This window comes from Listeria goaensis, assembly GCF_900186125.1.
Lineage (GTDB): Bacteria > Bacillota > Bacilli > Lactobacillales > Listeriaceae > Listeria > Listeria goaensis.
Map to the genome: position 1 here is coordinate 38132 of NZ_FYBQ01000005.1, position 25057 is coordinate 63188.

The 25057-nt window shown below is 40.7% G+C and carries 23 protein-coding genes; 5 read left to right on the forward strand and 18 right to left on the reverse strand.

Features of this window, described 5'->3' with window-relative positions:
• Positions 1-5: 5 nt before the first annotated feature.
• From CFT42_RS07515 to CFT42_RS07545, 7 genes are all read right to left on the reverse strand, one after another.
• Entirely contained in the window at positions 6-956 is a 951-nt protein-coding gene (locus tag CFT42_RS07515) for an ABC transporter permease (RefSeq protein ID WP_088810000.1), read from the reverse strand.
• Entirely contained in the window at positions 953-1996 is a 1044-nt protein-coding gene (locus CFT42_RS07520; protein ID WP_088810048.1) for an ABC transporter permease, read from the reverse strand. Before CFT42_RS07520 ends, CFT42_RS07515 begins: the two co-directional genes overlap by 4 nt.
• Positions 1997-2006: 10 nt before the next feature.
• Positions 2007-3545 (reverse strand): ABC transporter ATP-binding protein, encoded by a 1539-nt coding sequence (locus tag CFT42_RS07525; protein WP_088810047.1) that lies wholly within the window; start codon positions 3543-3545, stop codon positions 2007-2009.
• A 355-nt stretch (positions 3546-3900) separates the two neighbouring features.
• Positions 3901-4977 (reverse strand): BMP family lipoprotein, encoded by a 1077-nt coding sequence (locus CFT42_RS07530; protein ID WP_088809999.1) that lies wholly within the window; start codon positions 4975-4977, stop codon positions 3901-3903.
• 300 nt (positions 4978-5277) lie between these two features.
• The gene (locus CFT42_RS07535) at positions 5278-7560 is read right to left on the reverse strand and encodes an FtsK/SpoIIIE family DNA translocase (RefSeq protein ID WP_088815824.1); all 2283 of its coding nucleotides are present in this window, start codon (positions 7558-7560) and stop codon (positions 5278-5280) included.
• A gap of 150 nt (positions 7561-7710) precedes the next feature.
• Positions 7711-8277, reverse strand: coding sequence for an ATP-dependent Clp protease proteolytic subunit (locus CFT42_RS07540; protein WP_088809996.1), 567 nt, complete (start codon positions 8275-8277; stop codon positions 7711-7713).
• Positions 8278-8490: 213 nt separating this feature from the next.
• Positions 8491-9417, reverse strand: a complete 927-nt coding sequence (locus tag CFT42_RS07545) for a YitT family protein (RefSeq protein ID WP_088809994.1) — start codon at positions 9415-9417, stop codon at positions 8491-8493.
• Between the two features lie 201 nt (positions 9418-9618).
• Here CFT42_RS07545 and trhO point away from each other — a divergent pair, with 201 nt between their 5' ends.
• The gene (gene trhO / locus CFT42_RS07550) at positions 9619-10584 is read left to right on the forward strand and encodes an oxygen-dependent tRNA uridine(34) hydroxylase TrhO (RefSeq protein ID WP_088815826.1); all 966 of its coding nucleotides are present in this window, start codon (positions 9619-9621) and stop codon (positions 10582-10584) included.
• Between the two features lie 38 nt (positions 10585-10622).
• On the opposite strand, the gene fni is transcribed toward trhO, so the two are convergent.
• On the reverse strand, positions 10623-11690 hold the full coding sequence (fni, locus tag CFT42_RS07555) for a type 2 isopentenyl-diphosphate Delta-isomerase (protein ID WP_088815828.1): 1068 nt from the start codon (positions 11688-11690) through the stop codon (positions 10623-10625).
• Positions 11683-12069: a DUF1033 family protein gene (locus tag CFT42_RS07560; protein ID WP_088815829.1), complete on the reverse strand. Its 387-nt coding sequence runs from the start codon at positions 12067-12069 to the stop codon at positions 11683-11685. The genes fni and CFT42_RS07560 overlap by 8 nt, the downstream gene beginning before the upstream one ends.
• 129 nt (positions 12070-12198) lie before the next feature.
• Between CFT42_RS07560 and CFT42_RS07565 the strand changes: the two genes are divergently transcribed.
• The 3 genes from CFT42_RS07565 (at position 12199) to yidC (ending at position 13691) form a co-directional block, all read left to right on the forward strand.
• Positions 12199-12480, forward strand: a complete 282-nt coding sequence (locus tag CFT42_RS07565) for an acylphosphatase (RefSeq protein WP_088809989.1) — start codon at positions 12199-12201, stop codon at positions 12478-12480.
• 73 nt (positions 12481-12553) lie between these two features.
• Entirely contained in the window at positions 12554-12823 is a 270-nt protein-coding gene (locus CFT42_RS07570) for a hypothetical protein (RefSeq protein WP_088810046.1), read from the forward strand.
• A 40-nt stretch (positions 12824-12863) separates the two neighbouring features.
• Positions 12864-13691 (forward strand): membrane protein insertase YidC, encoded by an 828-nt coding sequence (yidC, locus tag CFT42_RS07575; protein ID WP_088809987.1) that lies wholly within the window; start codon positions 12864-12866, stop codon positions 13689-13691.
• Positions 13692-13725: 34 nt separating this feature from the next.
• On the opposite strand, the gene CFT42_RS07580 is transcribed toward yidC, so the two are convergent.
• The 4 genes from CFT42_RS07580 to CFT42_RS07595 all read right to left on the reverse strand — a co-directional run bounded on the left by CFT42_RS07580 (position 13726) and on the right by CFT42_RS07595 (position 18736).
• On the reverse strand, positions 13726-15195 hold the full coding sequence (locus CFT42_RS07580; protein WP_088809986.1) for a HAMP domain-containing sensor histidine kinase: 1470 nt from the start codon (positions 15193-15195) through the stop codon (positions 13726-13728).
• Entirely contained in the window at positions 15192-15872 is a 681-nt protein-coding gene (locus CFT42_RS07585; RefSeq protein ID WP_088809984.1) for a response regulator transcription factor, read from the reverse strand. Before CFT42_RS07585 ends, CFT42_RS07580 begins: the two co-directional genes overlap by 4 nt.
• 216 nt (positions 15873-16088) lie before the next feature.
• A complete protein-coding gene (gndA, locus tag CFT42_RS07590; RefSeq protein ID WP_088809982.1) occupies positions 16089-17507 on the reverse strand; it encodes an NADP-dependent phosphogluconate dehydrogenase in 1419 nt (472 codons plus the stop codon).
• Positions 17508-17635: 128 nt separating this feature from the next.
• Entirely contained in the window at positions 17636-18736 is a 1101-nt protein-coding gene (locus CFT42_RS07595) for a M20/M25/M40 family metallo-hydrolase (protein WP_244169941.1), read from the reverse strand.
• A 109-nt stretch (positions 18737-18845) separates the two neighbouring features.
• Here CFT42_RS07595 and prli42 point away from each other — a divergent pair, with 109 nt between their 5' ends.
• Positions 18846-18941: a stressosome-associated protein Prli42 gene (prli42, locus tag CFT42_RS07600; RefSeq protein WP_088809974.1), complete on the forward strand. Its 96-nt coding sequence runs from the start codon at positions 18846-18848 to the stop codon at positions 18939-18941.
• A gap of 157 nt (positions 18942-19098) precedes the next feature.
• Here prli42 and CFT42_RS07605 read toward each other — a convergent pair whose 3' ends face one another.
• Genes CFT42_RS07605 through buk form a run of 5 tightly spaced genes read right to left on the reverse strand, consistent with a single transcriptional unit; the run spans position 19099 to position 24911 of the window.
• Positions 19099-20364 carry a dihydrolipoamide acetyltransferase family protein gene (locus CFT42_RS07605; protein WP_088815833.1) on the reverse strand — a complete coding sequence of 422 codons (1266 nt, stop codon included), beginning with the start codon at positions 20362-20364 and terminating at the stop codon, positions 19099-19101.
• 17 nt (positions 20365-20381) lie between these two features.
• A complete protein-coding gene (locus CFT42_RS07610; RefSeq protein WP_088809970.1) occupies positions 20382-21365 on the reverse strand; it encodes an alpha-ketoacid dehydrogenase subunit beta in 984 nt (327 codons plus the stop codon).
• A 2-nt stretch (positions 21366-21367) separates the two neighbouring features.
• Positions 21368-22366, reverse strand: a complete 999-nt coding sequence (locus tag CFT42_RS07615) for a thiamine pyrophosphate-dependent dehydrogenase E1 component subunit alpha (protein WP_088809969.1) — start codon at positions 22364-22366, stop codon at positions 21368-21370.
• Positions 22367-22400: 34 nt separating this feature from the next.
• Positions 22401-23828, reverse strand: a complete 1428-nt coding sequence (gene lpdA, locus CFT42_RS07620; protein ID WP_088809967.1) for a dihydrolipoyl dehydrogenase — start codon at positions 23826-23828, stop codon at positions 22401-22403.
• 15 nt (positions 23829-23843) lie between these two features.
• The gene (gene buk / locus CFT42_RS07625) at positions 23844-24911 is read right to left on the reverse strand and encodes a butyrate kinase (RefSeq protein ID WP_088815835.1); all 1068 of its coding nucleotides are present in this window, start codon (positions 24909-24911) and stop codon (positions 23844-23846) included.
• Positions 24912-25057 lie beyond the last annotated feature (146 nt).

Genomic DNA, 25057 nt, shown 5'->3' on the forward strand with positions numbered 1-25057 from the left:
GGGTATTATTTTCCTTTAATGTAATTGATGCCGTCTGCTTTTGGCGCTTCTGCTTTACCAATGAAGCCGACAAGTGCCAAGATTGTTAAGACGTAAGGTGCAATTTGTAAATAGATATCTGGGATTTCTTTGAAGAATGGCAATGAGCCTCCCGTGATGGCAAGACATTGTGCAAATCCAAAGAAAATAGCAGCGCCCATTGCACCAAGCGGATTCCATTTACCAAAGATCATGGCAGCTAGCGCCATGTAACCTTGTCCTGAAATTGTTGCATGACCGAAGTCTAACGTAAAGGACTGTGCGTATACAGCACCACCTAGGCCACCTAAAATACCAGAAATAATCACACCTTGATAACGCATGAAGCGTACTTTTATCCCCATCGTGTCAGCCGCAAGCGGATGCTCCCCAACCGAACGAAGACGAAGTCCAAAACGTGTTTTATAAATGATGAACCAAGAGAGTATTGCGAATAAAATCGCCACATAACTCATAACTGGCACATTCATGAAGAAAATTTCACCAATAAATGGAATATCTTTTAAACCAGGAATATCCGGTTTCCCAAAATAATAGGTGATTTGATCCGTTTGACCTTTATCATAAATGACTTTTACGAGAAAAAGTGAAAGTCCTGTAGCTAAAAAGTTAATCGCTACACCCGAAATAACATGATCAGCACGGAAATTAATCGTTGCAACTGCATGGACAAGGGAAAATATCCCACCAACAAGCATCGCTGCAATTAGTGATATCCACGGAGTTAACGCACCAAAGACATCTTGAAAAGTAAGGTTAAAGACGATTGCCGAGAATGCACCCATGACCATCATACCTTCTAGCCCGATGTTAACGACACCGCCTCGTTCAGAATAAACGCCGCCAAGTGCTGTGAAAATTAGTGGTCCTGCCATGAGTAACGTACTGGAAACTATCGTTGCTAAAATCGCAGTCATTCTGCTTTCGCCCCTTTCTTAAATTTCGCCATCGTCCAACGAATGATATAACTAGATGCTACAAAGAAAATAATAAGGGCGATGATGACATTAACTAATTCATTTGGAACTCCTGCAACAGCTGGCATATTGAGCGCACCAATTTTAAGGGCACCAAATAGTAAAGCCGCGAAGATAATTCCAATCGGAGAGCTTCCGCCGAGTAGGGCTACGGCGATTCCGTCAAAGCCGATACCAGGCGAGGCACTCAGGACGTATGCATTTCCATATGTACCAAGGCCTTCCATAACGCCGCCAAGTCCTGCTAGACCACCTGCAATGACCATTGACATAACGATTGTTTTCTTAACGCTCATTCCGGCATACTGGGAAGCGTTTTCGTTAAAACCAACTGCTTCAATTTCATAACCAAATGTTGTTTTATTTAGCATCAGCCAAATAATTAAAGCGAAGCCAAGTGCAATTAAAATCCCCCAGTGCAAGGTCGAATATTGTGTGATTTCTTGCAAGAACGCGGATTGTAGCGAAGCACTTTCGCCAACAGTTTTGGTTTTATCAAGCCCATCGGTTAAGAGATTTTGAACGACATAGTTGAAAATATAAAGCGCCGTATAGTTAAGCATGATAGTTACAATAACTTCATTTACGCGCAAAGTTGCTTTTAATATCCCTGGAATGAACGCCCAAAATGCGCCAAAAAGGATACCGGCAATAACGGCTAGTGGCAAATGAATCCATTTCGTTAAGCCGTCAAATTGTAGCGCGACGATAATCGATCCTAGCCAGCCCATAAGCATTTGCCCTTCTGCTCCGATATTGAAAAGCCCTGCTTTAAACGCAACCGCTACTGAAAGCCCGACTAAAATGTAAGGCGTCGATTGACGAATGGTTTCACCAATGTAGTAAGGTTGACCGACAACGCCGTCAATCAGAGCGGAATAACCAGCAATTGGATCATAGCCAAAAACAAGCATGATGATAGCTCCGGAGATGAGTCCCAAAATAACGGCAGTCACGGGAATAACAAGTGCATTTAACATACTTTTGACTTTACTCATGAACTTCTTCCTCCGTTTCTGCCTTTACTTTCGAGCCAGCCATTAAGAGTCCTAGTTCTTGTTCCGTTGTTTCTTCTGGCTTCACGATAGCTACGATTTTGCCTTCGTAAATAACCGCGATTCGGTCACTCACATTCATAATTTCATCAAGTTCAAACGACATTAAAAGAACCGCTTTTCCTTTATCGCGCTGCTCAATCAAGCGACGGTGAATAAACTCGATTGCCCCAACATCTAACCCACGTGTTGGTTGAGCCGCAATAAGAAAATCAGGGTCGCGACTTACTTCCCGAGCTATAATCGCTTTTTGTTGATTCCCCCCTGAAAGGGCTTTTGCTGCCACGTATTCGCTACTTGCGCGCACATCATATTCTTCAATTAAACCACGCGCAAAATCATACATCGCTTTATGATTTAAAAAGCCTTTACTTGAGATTGGTTTCTTATAATACGTTTGAAGCGCAATATTTTCGCCTAAACTCATCTCGAGCACTAAACCATGTTTATGGCGATCCTCTGGAATATGTCCTAACCCAGATTCTGTAATTTTACGCGGTTTATTGTTTTCAATAGATTGTCCGTTTAATTTAATCGTGCCTGCCGAAACTTTTGTCAAACCGCTAATGGCTTGAATCAATTCACTTTGTCCATTTCCATCTACACCAGCAATCCCAACAATTTCTCCTGCACGAACAGACAAGTTTAAACCACGGACGCTTTCAACGCCTCGTGCTTCTTTTACTACTAAGTCTTTCACTTCAAGAACATCTTTACCGGGAGTAGCTGGTTTTTTCTCCGTTGTAAAGACGACTTCACGACCAACCATCATATTCGCTAGTTCTTGTGGATTTGTTTCGGAAACATTAACAGTTCCCATTCCTTTACCACGTCGAATAACAGTGACACGGTCACATACATCCATAATTTCTTTTAATTTGTGCGTAATTAAAATAATCGATTTCCCTTCTTTAATTAAAGCGCGCATAATTTGAATGAGCTCTTTAATTTCTTGCGGCGTAAGCACCGCTGTTGGTTCATCAAAAATTAAAATATCTGCACCACGATAAAGTGTTTTTAGAATTTCAACACGTTGCTGCATTCCAATTGAGATATCTCGTACAACGGCATGCGGATCTACACGTAAACCATAACGATCAGAAATTTCTTGAATTTCTTGAATGGCCTTTTTCTGTTCAATGACGCCAAATTTATTAGGTTCTTTACCTAAAATAATATTTTCTGCCACTGTGAATTTGTCGACAAGCATAAAGTGTTGGTGGACCATTCCAATACCGAGATCATTAGCTTTATTTGGGCTATGAATATCTTCTTTTTGACCTCTTACGCGAATTTCACCACCATCTGGTTCATACAAACCGAATAGTACGTTCATTAGTGTCGACTTTCCTGCGCCATTTTCACCTAACAAAGCATGGATCTCTCCCTGCTTTAACTGTAAGGTAATGTTATCGTTAGCTACAAATCCAGAAAACTCCTTTCTGATTCCTAACATTTCAATAACATAATCCACATTCTCACTCCCTTTATCCGCTTCTTCAAAACGGAAAAACAGCCACTCGCGCATTTCTCACGAAAGACGCCGCCTCTCCCCGATCAGTCTAAAAGCGATTCTCGAGTTTTTTATCCGTTTATATCAATGCACTTTTCTGTAAAAATATGTATGTACGATAAATCCTAGTATCAATAAAAAAGGCATCACTTTATTTTATTTCTATTTGCTTTCCAATGCAATCATAATTTATAAAAAAACAAAAATATCTTTTGGGTTTCTTAGTAAAAGGGTTTACCTATCACTAGAAAGCGGTTTCATTTAGAAATTGAATGACAGGCCGCCAGTGGAGGCGGCCTTGCCAGTCTTTATTTCATCACGGTTTTTCTGGAACTTTAATTTCACCATCAACAATTTTTTGCTTATATTCGTCAACTTTTTTCAGAATATCAGCAGAAATATTTTCTTGATGTGGAGATAGTCCAACAGCATCCTTATCTAAACCATATTCGATTTTCTCGCCGCCAGGGAAATCCCCTGCTTTAGCACGAGTAGATAAGTCTTTAACAGCGATATCAACACGTTTAATTTCAGAAGTTAAAGTAACATTGTACTCTTTACCATCGTTTGCTTTAACTTTTCCTTCGTCCCATTGGTCACGGTCAACACCGATTACCCAAACAGCACGGCTAGGATCTTTTTTCTTCAAGTTTTTCGCTTCTGCAAACACACCGTTACCAGTGCCGCCAGCAGCATGGAAGATAACATCTACGCCGCTTGAATACATTGTCGAAGCAATTTGTTGTCCTTTATCTGCTTTTGCAAAATCATTTGCATATTGAACATCAATTTTCGCATCAGGATTTACAGCTTTTACACCTTCAGTGAAACCAGCTTCAAAACGGTCAATAACTTCACCCTTAACACCGCCGACAAAACCAACTTTATCAGTCTTCGTAGTAAGTCCAGCTACTACACCAACTAAGAAAGATCCGTCATTGTCTTTAAATCCGATACTTACAACATTATCACGATCATCAATGTTATCATCGACAATAGCAAAGTGATTATCTGGATTTTGCTTAGAAACTGTTTCAATCGCTTCTTTTAATTTGTAACCAATACCGAAAATTAAATCATAATCAGAACGAACAGCTGTGTTTAAGTTTGTTTTGTAATCAGCTTCAGATGCAGATTGCAAGTAGTTATAGCCATCTGTACCTTTTTTCATGTCGTTATCTTTACCGAACGCTTGAAGACCTTCCCAAGCTGATTGGTTAAATGAACGATCATCTACACCGCCAGTATCAGTAACCATAGCAACAGTGAAGTTTTTATCACTATCTTTGCTACCTCCGCTTTTACTATCCGAATCATTCGAACCACAAGCTCCCAAAACTAAAGCAGAAGCTAAAACTGTTGTTAGTGCTAAAGCAAATGTACGCTTTTTCACCTGCAAACCCCTCCCAAGAGATAAAATGTCAGCTAGATTTAACGGTTTACTACGAACATTCGTATCTTTTTAGGATATGTAAGTTCCCTTTTTGCTAAAAACGAAAATTCTTTGTAAACGTATACCTCTAACTGTTTTTAATATACCATGTTCTGCCTTAGAAATAAACAATGAAAGTCACATTTTTTAAATACAAGTAAATTCCGAAAATTTATTTTTATTCTAAACCCGTTCACTTAGTAAGCGTTTACATTTATTTCTAAAGAAAAACCAGTTCAAAAAATGAGCTGGTTTTCGTTATTATTCTTCCCCTTCAATTCGTTCAACGTTCACTCGGCGGGGTTTACTACCTTCATGTGGACCGACTACTCCGCGTTGCTCCATCTCGTCAACGAGTCTAGCAGCCCGGTTATAGCCAATTCTGAATTTCCGTTGTAACATCGAAACAGAAGCGGTTTGCATCTCTATGACAAGCTGGACGGCTTCATTGTAAAGTTCATCTTCACTTTCTTCTGCTACATCAGGCACATCATCTGGAATCATTTCTTCGTTATACTGCGCTTTTTGTTGCGCAATCACGAAATTCACCACTTTTTCTACTTCTTCATCGGATAAAAACGCACCTTGTACACGTGTTGGCTTACTTGAACCTACAGGTAAGAACAACATATCACCACGGCCTAGTAACTTCTCAGCGCCTCCCATGTCTAGAATTGTTCGCGAATCCGTTGCGCTAGAAACCGCAAAAGCAATGCGTGAAGGAATATTTGCTTTAATTACACCCGTTATGACATCTACAGAAGGACGTTGCGTAGCAATAATGAGGTGGATACCAGCGGCACGCGCCATTTGAGCGAGTCTCGTAATGGCATCTTCCACATCATTTGAAGCAACCATCATTAAATCAGCAAGCTCATCGACAATGACGACAATAAATGGCAATTCTGCTTGTTTTTCTTCATTTTCTTCGTTATGGCGGCGAACATGTTCATTATATCCTTCCATGTTTCGTGTCCCAGTACGTGAGAACAAATCATAGCGTCGTTCCATTTCAGCGACTACTTTTTGCAAGGCTTGTGCCGCTTTTTTCGGATTGGTTACGACAGGTGCTAATAAGTGTGGAATGCCATTATATACATTTAGCTCGACCATTTTAGGGTCAATCATCATCATTTTCACTTCATGCGGCTTGGCACGGAGTAAAATACTTGTGATGATGCCATTAATACAAACTGATTTCCCGCTACCTGTTGAACCTGCAACGAGTAGATGAGGCATTTTGTTTAAATGGGCTAACGTTGCCTCGCCGGAAATATCACGCCCGAGCGCAATTTGGAGTTTATCTTCAGGTTTATTTTGGCTGTTATTCTCAAGCACTTCACGCAATGTGACGACTGCCACATTTTGGTTGGCAACTTCAATACCAATAGCCGATTTCCCTGGAATTGGTGCCTCGATACGGATATCTTTCGCTGCAAGGGCAAGCGCAATATCGTCGTTTAGCGAAACAATTCGGCTTACTTTCACACCAACTGCGGGTTGCACTTCATATTTGGTAACAGCGGGTCCTAAATGCACCTGTGTTATTTTCGCCTTTACACCGAAACTTTCAAATGTTTCTTCCAGTTTCCTAGCATTCGCTTTAATTTGGTCATACTCCGCAGATTGATCGGTCGGCTTAGCTTCTACCAATAAATCAAGAGGAGGCAATTGATAGATTTCATTTTCAAAAGACTCTTGTTCAAATTTCAATTCAGCTTGAACAACTTCCTCTTTTTTCTCCTCCGCGATAGTTTCTACAACAGGTTCTGGAGCTTGATTTTGGCTGAAATTAGAAATAATCGGTGGCAATTTTTCTTCGACGTTTTCTTTTTTAGGTTCCTCAGCTAGTTCTTTTGGTAATTCATTTTCTTTTGCTAGCTGTTTTTGCTCGCGCTCAGCTTTTCTTTCTTTGCTTTTTTCATTCCAAGCTTTGCATTTTTGGACAACGAAAGTTACCGCTTGTTTGACTTTTTCTTTCACAACAGCAAGCGGAACTCCAGAGGCAAAACACAAACCTACGAAGACAAGAATAAGTCCGATTATATTTGTTCCTACTTTAGACACGAGAAAATAAGTAATCGAGGACACGAAAGCCCCAATCATTCCGCCCCCAACGGTTAGGACAGTGCTTGGGTGAATGAGGTTTGTGAACGCAACTTCCCAAGAATATTCCAAAAACGCTCTGTCTGCTGGAAGGTTTTGCGCGATAAAAGTCATATGTAAAAGGGTTGCGAGTCCGATAAATATTAAGTAAATGCCAATGAGTCTTTTCGAAAACATTTTCGGTCGCACGCGTTTAATCATCAAATAGCCACCGAGAATAACAAGGCCAATTAGCAGGCCATAGCTAAGCGAGCCAACTAATAGTTCGCCGAGCGCGTAGACGTGTTGGCCGATAAACCCTAATTTGAATATACCAACGAGTCCTAATGCAATTAAAATAAGACCTGTAATTTCGAAACGAAAAATAGGATTATTTTTTTTCTTTGAACGCGAATTTGTTCGTTTGCGCGTCGCCGTTTTTTTCTTTTGAGTTGCCAATATTTTCCCCACCTTATTCTCAGTTTCTCATGAAAATCCTGCTTTATTATAACATATTTCAACTTCGCTTGACTCATTCAAAAGTCCTATTTACCAAACAAATGTACGTAAAAAACCGCAACACTTAATGGAAAAGTCGCGGTTTTCTTGTTACAATTCGGCACCACTTTGAATAATTTTATTGACAATGCCGTATTCAATCGCTGCATTAGCAGAAAGCCAAAAATTACGATTGGTGTCTTTTGCAATTTTGTCAAGCGGTTGTCCAGTTGCTTCGCTAATCATACGGTTAATTCGTTCACGCATTCTAATAATTTCACGCGCTTCAATTTCGATTTCGCTATTTTGACCTTGCCCCCCACCAAGAGGCTGATGAATCATGTAATGCGTGTTCGGCAAGCTAAAACGATTTTTCTTTTTAGCTGCTAAATAAATTGTGATGCCTGGACTAGCCACCCAGCCAGTGCCGATAATACGGACTTCCGGTTTGACAAAACGTATCATATCATGAATTGTATCTCCTGCTTCAATATGGCCACCTAGGCTATTAATAAAGATTGTAATCGGATTATCATTCAAAGATTCTAAAAGCAACAACTGACTAAAAACTTCTTTGGCTAAATCTTGATTAATTTCGCCGTATATTAAAATGGTCCGATTATCAATCATTTTTCGTGTTAATAAATGATTAATGTCTTGGTTTCTGTCTACTTCCATTCTGCACTCCTCTTCAAAACAATTTATTTGTTCATTGTACCTTTTTGAGCAAACAAGTTCAAAAGATATGTGTAGTAGACTATAGAAAACTTCAAAATAAAACGCAAGCACACCTTCCACAGACAATGAACGAGAGAATTTGCGTGCATTGAACTAACAGTTTCCCCGAGGCCAGAAATCCGAAATTTGCTGTTTGTCAGAGTTCAGTGCATTTTATAAATGCGGCGTCCGTTTCGGTCTCATTTTACCGCCGCGGACTTCTGACATACTTCCGCCAACTGCCAAAAAGGCCTCTGGATCAATGTCGTCTAAAATCGCTTTTAATTTGACTTCTTCAAACCGAGAAATAATAACAAAAATCACTTTGCCCGTATGGCCTGAATAACCGCCAGTAGAATCAAGATAGGTCACACTTTTGCCAATTTGCTCCATAATTTCAAGCCCAATTTCTTCATAGTACTTGCTGATAATAAAAGCACTTTTTGATTCGTCCATTCCTTGAATGACAATATCAATGACTTTATACGCTAAAAAGTATGTAATGAGAGAATACATCGCTCTATCCCAATTAAAAGCAAATCCTGCTACACAAAAAATAATAATATTGATGACCATAATGATTTGTCCTGTAGAAAAAGGCGTTTTACCATTAATGATGATGGAAACAATTTCCGTCCCGTCAAGCGCCCCTCCGTTACGAATTACAAGTCCCACGCCTAGTCCAAGCGTCACACCGCCAAAAACAGTTGCGAGCAGTAAATCATCTGTTACAGGTTCAAAATCATGCAGTAAAAGTGTCACAATAGACATGACCGCAATGCCATACAATGTGAATAAAGCAAATACTTTACCAATATGCCGGTAACCGAGAATAAAGAAAGGAATATTTAAAACAAAGGTTAATATACCTAGAGGAAGCGGCGAAAGTTGCGAGATAATAATGGAAATCCCCACTACGCCACCATCTAAAATTTGATTATTTACGAGGAAAAGTTCAAGGCCGACACCCATTAATATTGCGCCGACAGTAATAATAAAAATTTTATAGAACAGCCACTTTATTTTTTTACGCCTACGAATCTTCACTTCTCGTAATGCTTGTTCTTCTAAAAAATCCGAGTTTACTTGCAAAGCCATCACTTCCTGTTTTCCGCATTTTATCTCTTTTTAGTATAGCATAGCCACTTTTAAGTTGTATAGAAACTTCATTTGGTGAAGTACTTTTACACTTGCCGAATTCTCCTTACTTATAGTAAGATAAAAGGTGCGCAACTTGTGGAGAATAGCATAACAATGCGTATCTTTTCACATAATAAATTAATAAAATAAGGGTGATAAAAAATGAGTGACTATCAAGTGTTGTTATACTACAAATACACGACAATTGATGATCCTGAAACATTTGCAAAACAGCATAGTGCTTTTTGTAAAGAAATTGGATTAAAAGGAAGAATTTTAGTAGCGACCGAAGGGATTAACGGAACAGTTTCAGGCACAAAAGAAGCTGCCAAGCAATATATGGAGCATATGCATGCCGACGCTCGCTTCCAGGATATGGTTTTTAAAATAGATGAAACCGACAAACATGCCTTTAAAAAAATGCATGTCCGGCCTCGTACGGAAATTGTATCGCTTCATTTAGAAGATGATGTAAACCCTCTCGAAGTAACGGGAAACTACATGGCACCTGAAGAATTTCGCGAAGCTCTAAAAGATCCAGACACGGTTGTCCTAGATGCAAGAAATGATTATGAATTTGATTTGGGACACTTTCGCGGTGCCATTCGTCCAGATATTAAAGCATTCCGCGACTTACCAGAATGGGTAGAAGAAAATCGCGAACAATTTGATGGTAAAAAAATCGTTACTTACTGTACAGGCGGAATTCGTTGTGAAAAATTTTCTGGCTGGCTGAAAACGGCAGGATTTGAAGACGTTTCGCAACTCCACGGCGGTATTGCCACATACGGCAAAAACGAAAATACAAAAGGCGATTTATGGGAAGGCATGATGTATGTGTTTGATGAACGTATTTCTGTACCTATCAACCGTGTTGAACACCGAGTTGTTGGCCGTGACCATTTTGACGGGACACCGTGCGAACGCTATATTAACTGCGCGAATCCTTATTGCAACAAGCAAATTCTTGCTTTAGAAGAAAATGATGAAAAATATTTGCACAGTTGTTCTCATGAATGCCGCGTTCATCCTGAAAACCTCTATGTAAAAAATAACCACCTTTCTCAAGAAGACCTAGAAACTCGCCTTCTTGCAATTGGCGAAACGTTATCAAAATCCATTCGTTAAATGGAAAAAGCAAAAATGCGTCTTTGCATTTTTGCTTTTTATTTTGCCAACTTCTGAAAATCAATTCCTCGTGCCATACAAAAATCTTGCAACTCACCCTTCACAATGAGCGGCGTGTCAGAAATTTCAAGCATATTTTTAGCGTCAGCAAGCACGAATAGAGCCGCCAAATTTTCTTTAAAAAGTCTCAGCTTCTGAATAGTTGCCCCCTTCCCTTCTTTTTTCAAAGAATGAAGAACAAGGCCAGCGATACCAGCAGCTTTTGCACCTAAAATAAAACTTTTCATCATATCAAGTGGCGTTTTGATTCCTCCCGACGCGATAAATTCCATGTCGCTAAACTCTGGTCGCTTAACATCAAGCAAAGACTCTGCCGTTGTTAACCCCCACTCTTGCATAAAATCATAACCTTGATCTCGTCTTCGGTCATTTTCAATTTCTGCAAAATTAGTTCCACCACGTCCGCCAAGATCCACAGTTTGAACCCCAAGTTCTTTTAAAAGCCGAACCGTTTCAAAGCGCATACCAAAACCGACTTCTTTGACGATAATCGGGATATTTATTTGTTCCGTATATTTTTTTATCGCATCTGCCCAGTGCGCAAAATGACGGTCGCCTTCACGCATCACGAGCTCTTGCGCCGGATTAATATGAATTTGTAATATATTTGCTTCTAACATTTCGATGGCACGCTTCGCTTTTTCAACGGAAACTTCCGGGCTTACATTTGCAAATAAAATGCCGTTTGGGTGTGTCTTCCTGACAATTTCATAGGTGGGAATTAAATCCGGATTTGAAAGAGCAGCAGACTGTGAACCGACAGCCATCGCAAGGCCGGCTTCACGTGCGATTTCGGCTAAATCTTGATTGATATTTTTCGTGTGTGCACTGCCACCTGTCATAGCGTTAATATAGAAAGGGACATCAAACGTGTGCCCTGCAAATTGTGTTTGTAGTGAAACGTCTTGTACGTCTAAGCGAGGAAGTGACGTTCCTAAGATTTGTAAATCTCGAAAAACATATTCCGTTCGCTCATAGTTTTTTAAAGCAAGCGTCACATGTTCGTCTTTTCTGCGTTCTCTAAGCAGCGCTTCTTTTTTATCCAATTTCTTCCCCACTTTCTTCATTTGAAAACTTGACTTCAAACGGGCTAATCTCGCTAAACCATTTTGCTTTTTCCCCTTCTGTCGGGGTGTAAACGGCATTATTCTCCATTAAAATTAAACCGTGAAATGTCTGAATATCGTCCTCACAGTCCTCGCAGTAGGCAATCTCATCTTCATTCCAAGCTGCGAAGAGAACGTCTTTTTTTAAAGCTTGATGCGGATAATCTAAAATGAGTTGTTGGGCGATTTCGCGATATTTTGAGAAGGCTTCTTCTTTCTTCTCAAAAGTAAAACTTGAAACGATATTTTCTTCCCATTCTTCAAAAAACCACCATGGTTCGTAGTCACCTGTTGTTAAAAGCACTTTCCATTCAGTCATTTGAAAACATCTCCCACACTACAGAATAGTTAAATTATAGCAATTGGACTGCGGAAAGTAAATTTTTGAAACTCGGGAGAAAAAGCGCTAAACTAAGATGTAAAGGATAAATGAAGGGTGTGTATCAGGATGGCAATTGAAACAGCAATTATTCGCGTTACTGGCTTTGTGCAAGGTGTTGGCTTTCGCTATACGACAAAACATGTGGCCTATAAATATGATGTTTGCGGGACTGTAAAAAATTTAGATGATGGTTCTGTTGAAATTGCGGCGCGTGCGGAAAGTGACAAGCTTGAAAAATTTATTGAGGCTGTAAAAAAAGGCCCCTCGCCTAGTGCGCGCATTCAAGAAGTTTTCATCTACAAAGGCGCTCCTGTTCCTGAAACGAAAACTTTTGATATCGTTTACTAAAATGAGGGCTTGAATTCCAGTACTATTTGAATTATAGTTAAGGAATGAACCGGGAAAGGAGCTGATGCGCGTCGTGACAATTCTTGTTCAAATGTTTTCAGAGCCAGAGTATGTATCACTTACTGTGACATTTTTACTTATGCTTGCGCTATTTCGTTTTTGGCCAGTTATCACACTGTTTAAACCTAAAATGTTATCGCGCGCTGAAGCAATCCATGTTTCTCATTTAACGATTGATAGGCGAATAGAAATGGTCAATGAGCATGTTAGTTTCGTCGTTAATTGGATTGTTGCTACTTTGAAAAAAAGTCAGTCCGATGACGAAGAAAGCCATCGTTCTTAATCTTTCAAGCAGAATGAACTTTTAGGAGGAAATAAGAACAGTGAAGAAGAAAAAAATTATACTCATTAGCATGCTTGCGGTGGCGCTACTCGTCCTTTCTGGATGTAGCATGGATCCATCACAAAATCAGGACGGCTTTTTCTATACGTATTTAATTGCACCACTTGTTTGGTTTATTCAGTTTGTGGCATCATTCTTTAACGATAATTACGGGATTTCTATCATTATTACAACTCTTATTATCCGTGCCATTATCATGCCGCTAAACTTGCGTACAGCGAAAGCACAAATGTCCATGCAGTCCAAAATGGCTGTTGCGAAACCTGAAATTGATGATATTCAAGCGCGCTTAAAACGTGCGGCAACAAAAGAAGAACAATCAAAAATTCAACAAGAAATGATGACCGTCTATAAAAAATATGATATTAATCCGATGCAAATGGGTTGTTTGCCACTTCTCATTCAAATGCCGATTTTAATGGCGTTTTACTATGCTATTCGTGGATCAGAAGAAATCGCAAGCCACACTTTCTTATGGTTTAATTTGGGCTCACCAGACACGATTCTAGCTATTATAGCCGGGCTCGTCTATCTTGGTCAATATTTTATTTCAATGATTGGTTATACTCCTGAACAGAAAAAACAAATGCGTATCATGGGATTACTATCCCCTGCGATGATTTTATTTATTTCGTTTTCAGCGCCTTCTGCACTTGCTTTGTACTGGGCTGTCGGTGGGATTTTCTTAGCTGGTCAAACTTTACTTACGAAAAAACTTTATATGAACAAACATCCAGAAGTTAAAGAAATGGCGAAAGAAGAACGCGAATTCGAAAAAATTGTCGAGGAACAAAAGAAACAACAATAAAAAGAAGCTGGGGCGTTATAACCCCAGCTTTTTTTTATTTAGTTACCTCAGCTTCTTCTTTTTGAATAACAGGTAACGTGATGGTAATTTCTGTGCCTTTATCTTCTTCGCTTTTTGCGTTAATGGTTCCTAAATAGCCTTCAACTAGCTGCTTGGCGATAGCTAGTCCTAAGCCGTTCCCACCTTTTTCGCGACTGCGTGCCTTATCTACGCGGTAAAAACGATTAAATACTTTATCAATTTCATCAGCAGAAATTCCGACACCGTGATCGCGAATTGAAATGTGAATTTTGTCTTTCACTTTGAAAACATTCATATTCACTTCTTTCGCTCCGTCCGAATACTTCACAGCGTTGTCCATAATAATAATGAGTAGTTGTTCCAAATGATTGTGCTGAATCATCGCATGTAAATCGGTTTCTTTCTCGTCTAAAGTAAAAGTAAAATCTTCATACATGACTTCAAAATTGCGTTTTACTTGCTCCACAACATCGTTCACATTGACGATTTGAAGTTCTTTTGTTTGAGAAACTTGTTCAGCGCGCGATAAATCAAGCATTTCTTGCACTAAGCGTTTCATTCGGTTGAGTTCGGTTAGCGAAGCATTTAATGATTCGTCTAACACCTCTGGATCACTTTTCCCCCACCGATTAAGTAGTTTCAAATGACCTTCCATAATTTGCACTGGTGTCCTCAGTTCATGCGAGGCATCTTCCACAAATTGTTTTTGCTGCTCAAAGCTCGTTTCAATTCGCGTCATCATGTCGTTAAAAATAACGGTAAGCTCAGTAATCTCGTCACGCGACTTGGATGTCGTTTCAATTCGTTTTTGGAAACCATTATTGCGAACATCATTCATTCCTTTCGCCAGTTTCGTTAACGGACTCAGGAAGTTTTGTGCGAGCAAATAACCCAACATTCCACTAATAAATAGTGCAACCCCGCCAAGAATGAACATCGTTACAAGCAATTTACCCATAATTTTGTTGTAACTTGTTAACGGATTAATAATTTGAACATAACCGATAACAGTAGAATTATCACTTATGGATGTAATTGGACCTTGTGAAATCAACATTTTATCCCCATTAATCGTGGGTTTACTTGTCACCCGTTCATTCGTTTGCCGAAAATATTGTGTAAAATCGTTGTTGGCCGTTTTTGTACTGGCCGTTAAAAAGTACTTTTGAATATATTGCCCATCTGCATCATAAAGCGCAATGACTTGGTCTTGTATTTTACGGCTGATGTTCGGATTTTTATCGAAAACTTCGACCAGCAAATCCGTATTATCAAGATTTCCGCTTTTCAGCACTTCATTGGCTGTTGTTTCAGCTAACAACGAATCGACTTTCTGCTCTTCTTCATTTAAAAGCATTTGTCCAATGCCTTGATAAATTGCGTATGAAAACAGGAAAAATGTAAGGAAAATGGCGGCACTGGCGCCGAATGTCCATTTAAACTTTAAAGAACGGCTCTTTAGTGAAAAGTTACTCGTCGTCATGTACGCATCACATAGCCTGTGCCCCGAACGGTCTGAATATAGCTTTCTTCATCAGGGTGATCGATTTTATTCCGCAAATAACGGACATAGACGTCCACCACGTTCGTTTCAACCTCAGTTTCGTAACCCCAAACCTTATTTAAAAGCACTTCTCTGGTTAAAACAATGTTGATGTTTTCCATTAAGGTTAAAAGTAACTCATACTCCCTTTTTGTTAAGTCGATAACTTCCTCACCTCGGCGAACAATGCGGCTTTCCTTTTCTACAACTAAATCACGATATTCGAGCGTCGTTTGTTTTAAGGATTGCTCAGCATTTTCAACGCGACGAAGGAGTGAGCGCAAGCGCGCAAGAAGTTCTTCTATCGCAAATGGTTTTACGATGTAATCATCTGCCCCGTGATCCAGTCCTGAAACTCGGTCAATAACTGAATCTCTTGCTGTTATCATTATAATTGGTGTTTGCTTCACTTGACGAACGCGTCGGCATACTTCTACACCATTTAAATGCGGTAACATTAAATCAAGTAAAATGGCATCCCAGTCTTCTTCGAGTGCAAGTTCTAGCCCCGCTCTTCCATCATTAGCCACTTTTGTTTCATAGTTTTCATGTTGAAGTTCAAGCTCGATAAAACGTGCTAAATTTTTTTCATCTTCAACGATTAAAATTTTACTCATCTGAAAAACCTCTCTTTCGGTTTCAAAAACATCATACCTATTACTATTGTAACTAACTTTGCAGATAAAACAACTAATAATCCCTTTATGACAACTTTTTTGATAAAATCTTAGCTGATTTTAAGAAATCAGACTTATTGCTGTAAGTATACCAGCCTCCATAAAAAGCTGTAAACAAAAAACACACCTCTTAAAAGAGATGTGTCTTAGTTATTTTTATTCATCAACTTCTGGCCACTCTGTATGGAACACGCCAGGTTTGTCGACACGCTCGTACGTATGAGCGCCGAAATAATCGCGTTGAGCTTGGATTAAGTTCGCTGGTAGAACTTCGGAACGGTAGCTATCATAATAGCTGATTGCCGCTGTGAACGTTGGAACCGGAATCCCAGCTTTTACAGCTTCAGAAACTACTTCGCGAAGTGCTCCTTGATAGTTATGCGCAATATCTTTAAAGTATGGATCTAAAAGAAGATTGCTTAAATGCTTATCATTATTGTAGGCATCTGTAATTTTTTGTAAGAAACGGGCACGAATAATACAACCCGCGCGGAAAATTTTCGCAATTTCCCCGTATTGAAGATCCCACTCATACTCGTCGCTCGCCGCTTTCATTTGCGCAAAACCTTGGGCATAAGAAGCGATTTTACTGAAGTACAAAGCACGACGTACAGATTCAACAAACGCCTTCTTATCACCATCAAAATGATAGCTAGACGGGCCGCTTAAAATGGTGCTGGCGTATTTACGTTCATCTTTAAGCGCAGAAATATAACGCGCGAAAACAGATTCTGTAATGAGCGAAAGCGGTACGCCTAAATCAAGCGCGCTTTGGCTTGTCCATTTACCAGTACCTTTTTGGCCGGCTTTATCTAAAATGACATCAACGATTGGTTTCCCAGTTTCATCGTCACGCACTTTTAAAATGTTCTTCGTAATTTCAATTAAGTAGCTATCTAGTTCGCCTTCGTTCCATTCTGCGAAAACGTCAGCTAATTCATCGTGATTTAAACCAACAATATCTTTTAAAATCGTGTAGGCTTCAGCGATGAGTTGCATGTCGCCGTATTCGATGCCGTTGTGCACCATTTTAACGTAGTGACCAGCACCATCTGGACCAATGTAAGTGACACACGGTTCACCGTCTGCAACAGCTGCGATTTCACGCAAAATTGGCGCCACTAAATCGTACGCTTTTCTTTGTCCACCAGGCATAATAGATGGGCCTTTAAGTGCGCCTTCTTCTCCGCCAGAAACGCCTGTTCCAATGAAGTTGAAACCTTCTTCGCTCAACTCTTTGTTACGACGAATTGTGTCTTCAAAGAATGCATTTCCGCCATCAATTAAAATATCGCCTTCTGTTAGGAAAGGTTTTACCGCTTCAATCATCATGTCCGTCGCATTACCTGCTTGAACCATAATCAAAATACGGCGCGGTACTTCAAGAGATTCAACAAACTCCTCTAAACTATAAGTCGGAACTAATTTTTTATCCGGATTTGCTTCCATAACCGCTTTTGTTTTTTCAGTAGAACGGTTGAAAATCGATACCGTGTGCCCGCGACTTTCAATATTTAGTGCAAGGTTACGCCCCATTACACCCATTCCAATAACGCCAATTTCTTGTTTTGCCATATGAAAATTCTTCCCTTCCTCGTATTTTTAAGGCAGAAGTCCCCTGTCTTACATTTTCTTTCAACCACTCTACTATACCAAATATTGAGAATCACGGCAAATGAATGTTTCTAGCCATTCACAACATTTTACAAATTTTTTGAAAAAGAAATCGTTTCCCCAAGATTTTCTCCGGATAAAGCAAGGGCTAACACCAGTTCTGTTAACCGTTCAAGCGTATTTTCAGAAATTTGTTCTTCCTTTGAATGCGGATTTTGATACCCAGCAGAAAGGAGTACGGTAACAAGCCCGCGCTCGTTAAACACACTCGCGTCTGATCCGCCCGCAAAACAAACGGATTCGACTGGCCATTTTAAGCGGTTTAACGCCCGCTTTAGTAATGCCACGCTATGATGGCGCTCTTCTAAACGGAAACCGGGATGTGTCACATGCGACTCCCCTTCAATTTCAACGTCGTATTTGATACCCGCCTCAAAAAATAGTTGCTTCACTTCTTCCATATACGGCATCAATTCTTCAAGCGGCATGTAACCAGATAGTTCCAATTTCATGAAAACAGTTTCATCAGCATTTTCATTAATTGCGCCTTCAAATTGCTTCACCGCATGTTTTACAGCTGGCGGCAAATTGACTTGTTTCAACTTATGGATGATAGTTCTAGCAACATTAATCGCGGATATTTGTGATTTTTTGAAATTTTGGATAATCGTAAAATCGAGCACGACATGTGACTCGCAGGCGATTTGAAAGCTCCCCACTTCTCCCGGTGCGTCCAGCGAATATCCGAAGCGTGACGTCAGCACACTTAAATCGAGCATTTTAGCCCCGAGCATCCCTACCTCTTCTTTTGCTGAAAAAATGAACTCAAGTGTTCCGTGCTTCGCTTCTGAATTCGTTTGTAGCGTGTCAATCAGCTCGAGCATAACTGCGACGCCAGCCTTATCGTCCGCCCCTAAAAAACCATTCTCACTCGTGTAAACTCCATTCCGCTTTTCCAGCTTCGGAGCCTCCCCGTTCGTTGCTGTATCCACGTGAGCATTAAAGAACAGCGCAGGAAAGTGTTCATCCGTTTTGTCTAAGCGCGCCATAATCCCGTCGTCTGATTTAACAAGTATTTGCACATTCCGCTTTTTGAGTTCTGACTCGATGTAGTCCAGTATTTCCGCTTCGTTGTAAGACGGGGAATAAATTTTTACGAGCTCTTCAAAAAAATCGGATGCGGCCATCATTCTCTCCTTCTTTCCTTTGTTTTTATATAGAATAACATAATTCTTCTTGAACAGTTACTACTATCTTGGTAAAATAAGGTAACAATGTTTCGAGAGGAGCTTATGCTGCATGTCCAACAAAAAATTTGTCCGTTTTGTGGTCATCTTAATGCTTATCGCCATCGTTCTTTCAAGTGTCATGGCTGGAGTATTGATGTTTCTTTAAAAATAATCACAATCGCCAAAAAGTCGGAGGTTCTCCGGCTTTTTTTATGCAAAAAAAGAGCAGCACTGCAAAGAGTACTACCCAAAAACATCTAGGGAGTTTAGGGGTATGGATCTAGATGTACAGTACCATACCCCTATATTCACAAAATAAAACGTTAATAAAGCGGTGTGTTATCTTGCGTCATCTCTTCCACAGACTTTTTAATGGACTGCAAGAAACGTCCTGCTAACAGGCCATCTAAGATACGATGATCAATGGATAAACATAGATTTACCATATCACGAACAGCAATCATATCGTCCACAATAACCGGACGTTTCACAATCGCTTCCACTTGTAAAATGGCTGCTTGCGGATGATTAATGATTCCCATGGACTGAACGGAGCCAAATGAACCCGTACTGTTTACTGTGAATGTTCCACCTGACATATCGTCATTTGTTAGCTTATTCGCACGCGCTTTGGCAGCAAGCTCACTAATTTCACGCGCAATACCTTTAATTGATTTCTCATCGGCATTTTTAATAACTGGCACGTAAAGTAAGTCGTTCGCTGCAATAGCGATCGAAATATTGACATCTTTATGCTCAATAATTTTGTCACCAGCCCACGTACTATTAAGCGCTGGGAACTCTTTAAGTGCACGTGCCACAGCTTTAATAAAGAACGCAAAATACGTAATGCCAAAGCCTTCTTCTTTTCTAAATGACTCTTTAATACTGTCACGATAGCGTACTAAACGCGTCGCATCAGCTTCAACCATCATCCAAGCATGTGGAATTTCATGTTTACTTTCCACCATATGTTTAGCGATAGCTTTGCGCACGCCATTTACAGGGATTTCACGGTCGCCATTCGCCGCGCGCGGATAGTCTTTCGGCGCTTCTTTAACAGCTTTTTCAGGCGTCGCTTGCTTAGCAGGAGCAGCTTTCACACCGCCATTTTCGACAAAACGAAGCACATCTTTACGCGTAATCCGACCACCTGCACCAGTTCCTGTAAGATCAGCCAAGTCAATTTGATGTTCTGAAGCCAAGTGCAACACGGCTGGGGAAAAGCGCGCGCCAGACGGGGCACTTGCTTTCGCTTCTTTTAGACTACCGCCGTTTTGTTCCACTTTAGGTTCAACTTGCGCCGTTTGTTCTTCTTTAGGAGCTTCCGCAGATTCAGCACCGTCTGCGTCCGTTTCAATCGTACAAATAATCGCACCAACTTCAAGCGTTTCATCTTCCTTGGCGATAATTTCTTTAATGACACCACTATAGGAAGATGGAATTTCTGCCGTCACCTTATCTGTTAATACTTCAGCCAAAGCATCATATTTTTCAACTTTTTGTCCCGGTTCTACAAGCCAAGAACTAATCGTTCCTTCCGTGACACTTTCACCAAGTTTTGGCATTGTAATTTCCATAACAGCCACACTTCTTCACTCCTTCTTTAAAATTCCGCAAGTTCCCGCATTTTATCTAAAATCTTATCCGGATTGATCATGAAATATTTTTCCATTGTTGGTGAGAATGGCATTGCTGGCGTATCTGGACCAGCTAAGCGCGCAATTGGCGCATCCAAGTCGAATAAACAATGTTCTGAAATAATTGCCGCCACTTCTCCAATAATGCTACCTTGTTTATTGTCTTCGGTCACTAAAAGGACTTTCCCAGTCTTTTTAGCCGCTTCAATAATGGCTTCCTCATCAAGCGGGTAAATCGTCCGCAAATCTAAAATATGCGCCTCATACCCGTCACTAGCTAGCCTTTCTGCCGCCTGTTGCGCGAATTCAACGGCAAGCCCGTAGGTAATGATCGTAATATCATCCCCTTCGCGTACAACATTGGCTTTTCCAATTGGAACCGTGTAGTCCGTCTCTGGAACTTCCCCTTTAAGCAAACGATAAGCTCTCTTATGTTCAAAGAAAAGCACTGGGTCGTTATCGCGAATCGCCGCTTTTAGCAACCCTTTTGCGTCGTAGGGGTTCGATGGAACGACGATTTTTAGCCCCGGTTGGCCGAAGAATACTTTTTCGACGGACTGCGAGTGATAAAGTGCTCCGTGGACGCCGCCACCAAAAGGCGCGCGAATGACCATCGGAACAGTCCAGTCGTTGTTTGAACGGTAGCGAATTCTTGAGGCTTCGGAAATAATCTGATTGACTGCTGGCATAATGAAGTCCGCAAATTGCATTTCAGCTACAGGACGATAGCCATACATAGCCGCCCCGATGCCAACACCTGCTATCGCTGATTCAGCGAGCGGCGTGTCGATAACACGTTCTTCACCAAATTTATCATAAAGTCCTGCTGTTGCTTTAAAAACGCCGCCTTTTTTACCGACATCTTCTCCTAAAATAAATACTTTATCATCGCGTTCCATTTCTTCGCGAAGCGCCATCGTAATGGCATCAATATATGAAATGACTGGCATTTTTACTCCTCCTCCGCATTCTCTTCGTATACATGTAGAAGTGCTGATTCCGGCTCCGCGTATGGTGCATTTTCCGCATATTCTGTCGCCTCATTCACTTCTTTTGCAATTTCTTTTTCAAGTTTTTGCAAAATTTCTTCTGTCAAAACGCCTGCTTCTAAAAGCTCGTTTTGGAAGATAAGCAGCGGATCTTTTGCTTTCGCATCATTCACTTCTTCTTTCGAACGGTACGCGCTATCATCATCATCAGAAGAGTGTGGCGTAAAACGGTATGAAACTGTTTCAATTAACGATGGGCCTTCACCCGCACGAGCGCGGTCCACAGCGCGTTTGAATGCTGTATAGACTTCGGTAATATTATTTCCATCCACACGTTCACCCGGCATGCCGTAACCAATGGCACGGTCAGAAAGCTGTTTCGCCGCATATTGTTTTTCTGCTGGTACACTAATCGCGTATTTATTATTATGAATGACATAAACCACAGGTAATTTGTGCACACTAGCAAAGTTAATTCCTTCATGGAAATCACCTTGATTAGAAGAACCTTCACCTGTTGATGTATAAGCGACAATATTTTCGCCAGCCATACGAGCAGCTAACGCAATCCCTGCCGCATGTGGGAATTGTGTCGTAACAGGAGAACTTTGGGTGACAATGCGCTGCGCTTTATGCCCGAAATGGGCGGGCATTTGTCGTCCACCTGAATTCGGATCTTCTGCTTTGGCAAACGCAGAAAGCATAATATCTTTCGCTGTCATTCCAAATGCAAGAACAACTGCTAAATCTCGGTAATACGGCAAACAATAGTCTGCATCTAAATCAAAGGCATAAGCCGCACCAATTTGTGCGATTTCCTGCCCTTGCCCAGAAATTGTAAATGGAATTTTCCCTGAGCGATTTAATAGCCACATACGTTCATCTAAACGACGCGCTAATAAAGTCGTACGAAACATTTCCAGTAATTTTTCATCAGATAATCCAGTATCTTTTAAAGCCATTATCTTTCCTCCTAATTATCAATCAAGGTATTTATTACCCGTGAATTTGATTCCCATCAACAGTAAGAGCTGCTTCTGCAAAAGCCTCTGATAAAGTTGGATGCGGATGAATCGTCGCCCCAATTTCCCAAGCTGTCGCATCAAGCACTTGTGCAAGAGCTGCTTCACTAATCATGTCCGTCACATGCGGTCCAACCATCGACACACCAAGGAGATCATCTGTTTCTTTGTCTGAGCAAACCTTAACAAATCCGTCAGATTCCCCAAAAACAAGTGCTTTCCCAATGCCGCGGAAAAAGAATTTCCCTTTTTTCACCGCATGTCCACGTTCTTTTGCGATGTCTTCGCTCATTCCGACACTCGCAATTTCTGGTGAAGTATAAATACAACGTGGAACCAAGTCGTAATTTAATTTTTCCACCTGCTTGCCAGCAATGAAGTTCGCCGCAATCGTTCCCTCGTGCATCGCAACATGTGCCAGTTGAAGCGTTGGGATACAGTCGCCAATTGCAAACATATGGCTTTCCTTTGTTTGATAAACATCATTCACTTGAATAAAACCTTTTTCAACAACAACATCTGTATTTTCTAAACCGATATTTTCAACATTAGCCGCGCGACCAACAGACACAAGCATTTTTTCAGCTGTAAATGTTTGCTTTTCGCCCTTAACAAGCGCATCAATCGTGACAGAGCCACCTTTTTTGATTAAAGAATCCGCCTGAACTTCTGCACTCGTAACCATTTTAATTTTTTTCTTTTTAAAGAGCCTCATGAGTTCTTTCGAGATTTCTTTATCTTCCGTTGGGATGATTCGGTCTGCATATTCGAGAACCGTAACATCAACGCCAAAATCGTGCAGCATCGAAGCCCATTCCATACCGATTACACCGCCACCAACGATTAAAATTGACTTCGGCAAAGCTTCCATTTGGAGCGCCCCGTCAGATGAGAATACATCTTTTTCATCAAGTTCGAGTCCTTTTAAAGAGCGTGGTCTTGAGCCTGTTGCGATAATAAGATTTTTTGAAATAAGCATTTCATTTTCAGAGCCGTCAAGAAATTCGACGGATACCGTTCCTGCTGTAGGCGAGAAAATAGATGGACCTAAAATCGTTCCTTTTCCTTCGTATAGGTCGATTTTCCCTTGTTTAAACAGTTGATGGATACCATTTGTTAATTGCTCCACAATTTTCGCTTTGCGTTCTTGTGCCTTTAAGAAATTAAGCGATGCACCACCTTCAACTGTAACACCAAATTCTTCTGCTTTTTTTACAGTTTGAAAAACTTCAGCAGAGCGCAGTAGTGCTTTACTCGGAATACAACCTCGATGTAAGCATGTTCCGCCTAGTTTATCTTTTTCAACAACCGCTACAGATAAGCCATTTTTTGCCGCACTAATCGCTGCAACATAACCACCTGTTCCGCCGCCCAAAACGACTACATCATACTCTTTCGCCATCTAAAAATCCTCCTCCTAGTATTCTAAAGCAATCTCTTGTCCTAACAAAATTCGCTGTGCGCCTTCATTTAAAGCCTTCATTTCGTCTTCACCTGGTGAGACAATAACCTTGGCAATCCAAGACGTCAGCTCCGTTATTTTCTTCGTAAAAGAAGCGCTCCTTGCAAGCCCGCCAGTTAAAATAATGGCATCCACTTCACCAGTAAAATGCACAGCAAGACTCGCGATTTCCTTACTCACTTGAAGGGCCATCGCATCAAAAATGAGCGCTGCGTATTCATCACCATTTGCAATCATCTTTTCAACTTCACGCATGTCCGTCGTACCTAGATACGAAGCAACGCCGCCCTCACCCATAAGTTGCTTTTGCAATTCTTCTTTTGAATGATTTTGGTCAAAACACGCGTCTAGAAATGCGTTAAGCGGTATAGTTCCAGCGCGTTCAGGGCTAAATGGACCTTCGCCGCCTAGCGCATTATTCACATCAATAGCAAACCCGTCCTTATGCGCCGCAACCGAAATACCACCGCCTAGATGTGCAATAATAAAGCGACTCGCTTCATACGCCTGGCCTAGCTCACTTGCTATCTTACGCGCCGTAGCCTTATGATTTAGCGCATGAAAGATACTAATTTTTTCATAATCCTTATGACCAGAAATACGCGCTACTGGTTCTAATTCATCAACCACAACCGGATCCACAATATAAATCGGAATTTGAAAGCCCTCGCCTAATTCAGCCGCAATTAAACCACCTAAATTAGATGCATGCTGCCCTGAAACACCAATTCGTAAATCCTGAATCATGTTCTCCGTTACCTTATACGTGCCACCTTTTAGTGGCCTTAAAAGCCCTCCACGTCCCACAATAGCATCAAGTTCCTCAAGCGAAAATGCTTTGCTTCGCAACGTTCGAATGATGATTTCCTTACGAAATTGAAGCTGTTCAAGAATTGTTCGAAACCCCTTTAATTCTTCATGTGAATGCCTTATTTCTTCTTCAAAACGTAAAGTATGTCCATCAAAAATTGCGAGTTTTGTTGATGTTGAACCTGGATTAATCGCAAGTACTGTAAAGCTCATTTCTGCCCCCTTCTAGCGCTAATCGCCTACTGAATTAAATTTGTGAAATTTATTATGTGTTATCAGTTATTTCAGCACTATTGTAACATGCACGCTTCACAATCCAAAAACTCTTTGCATCAAAAACAAAGAAAACGCTTTATTCC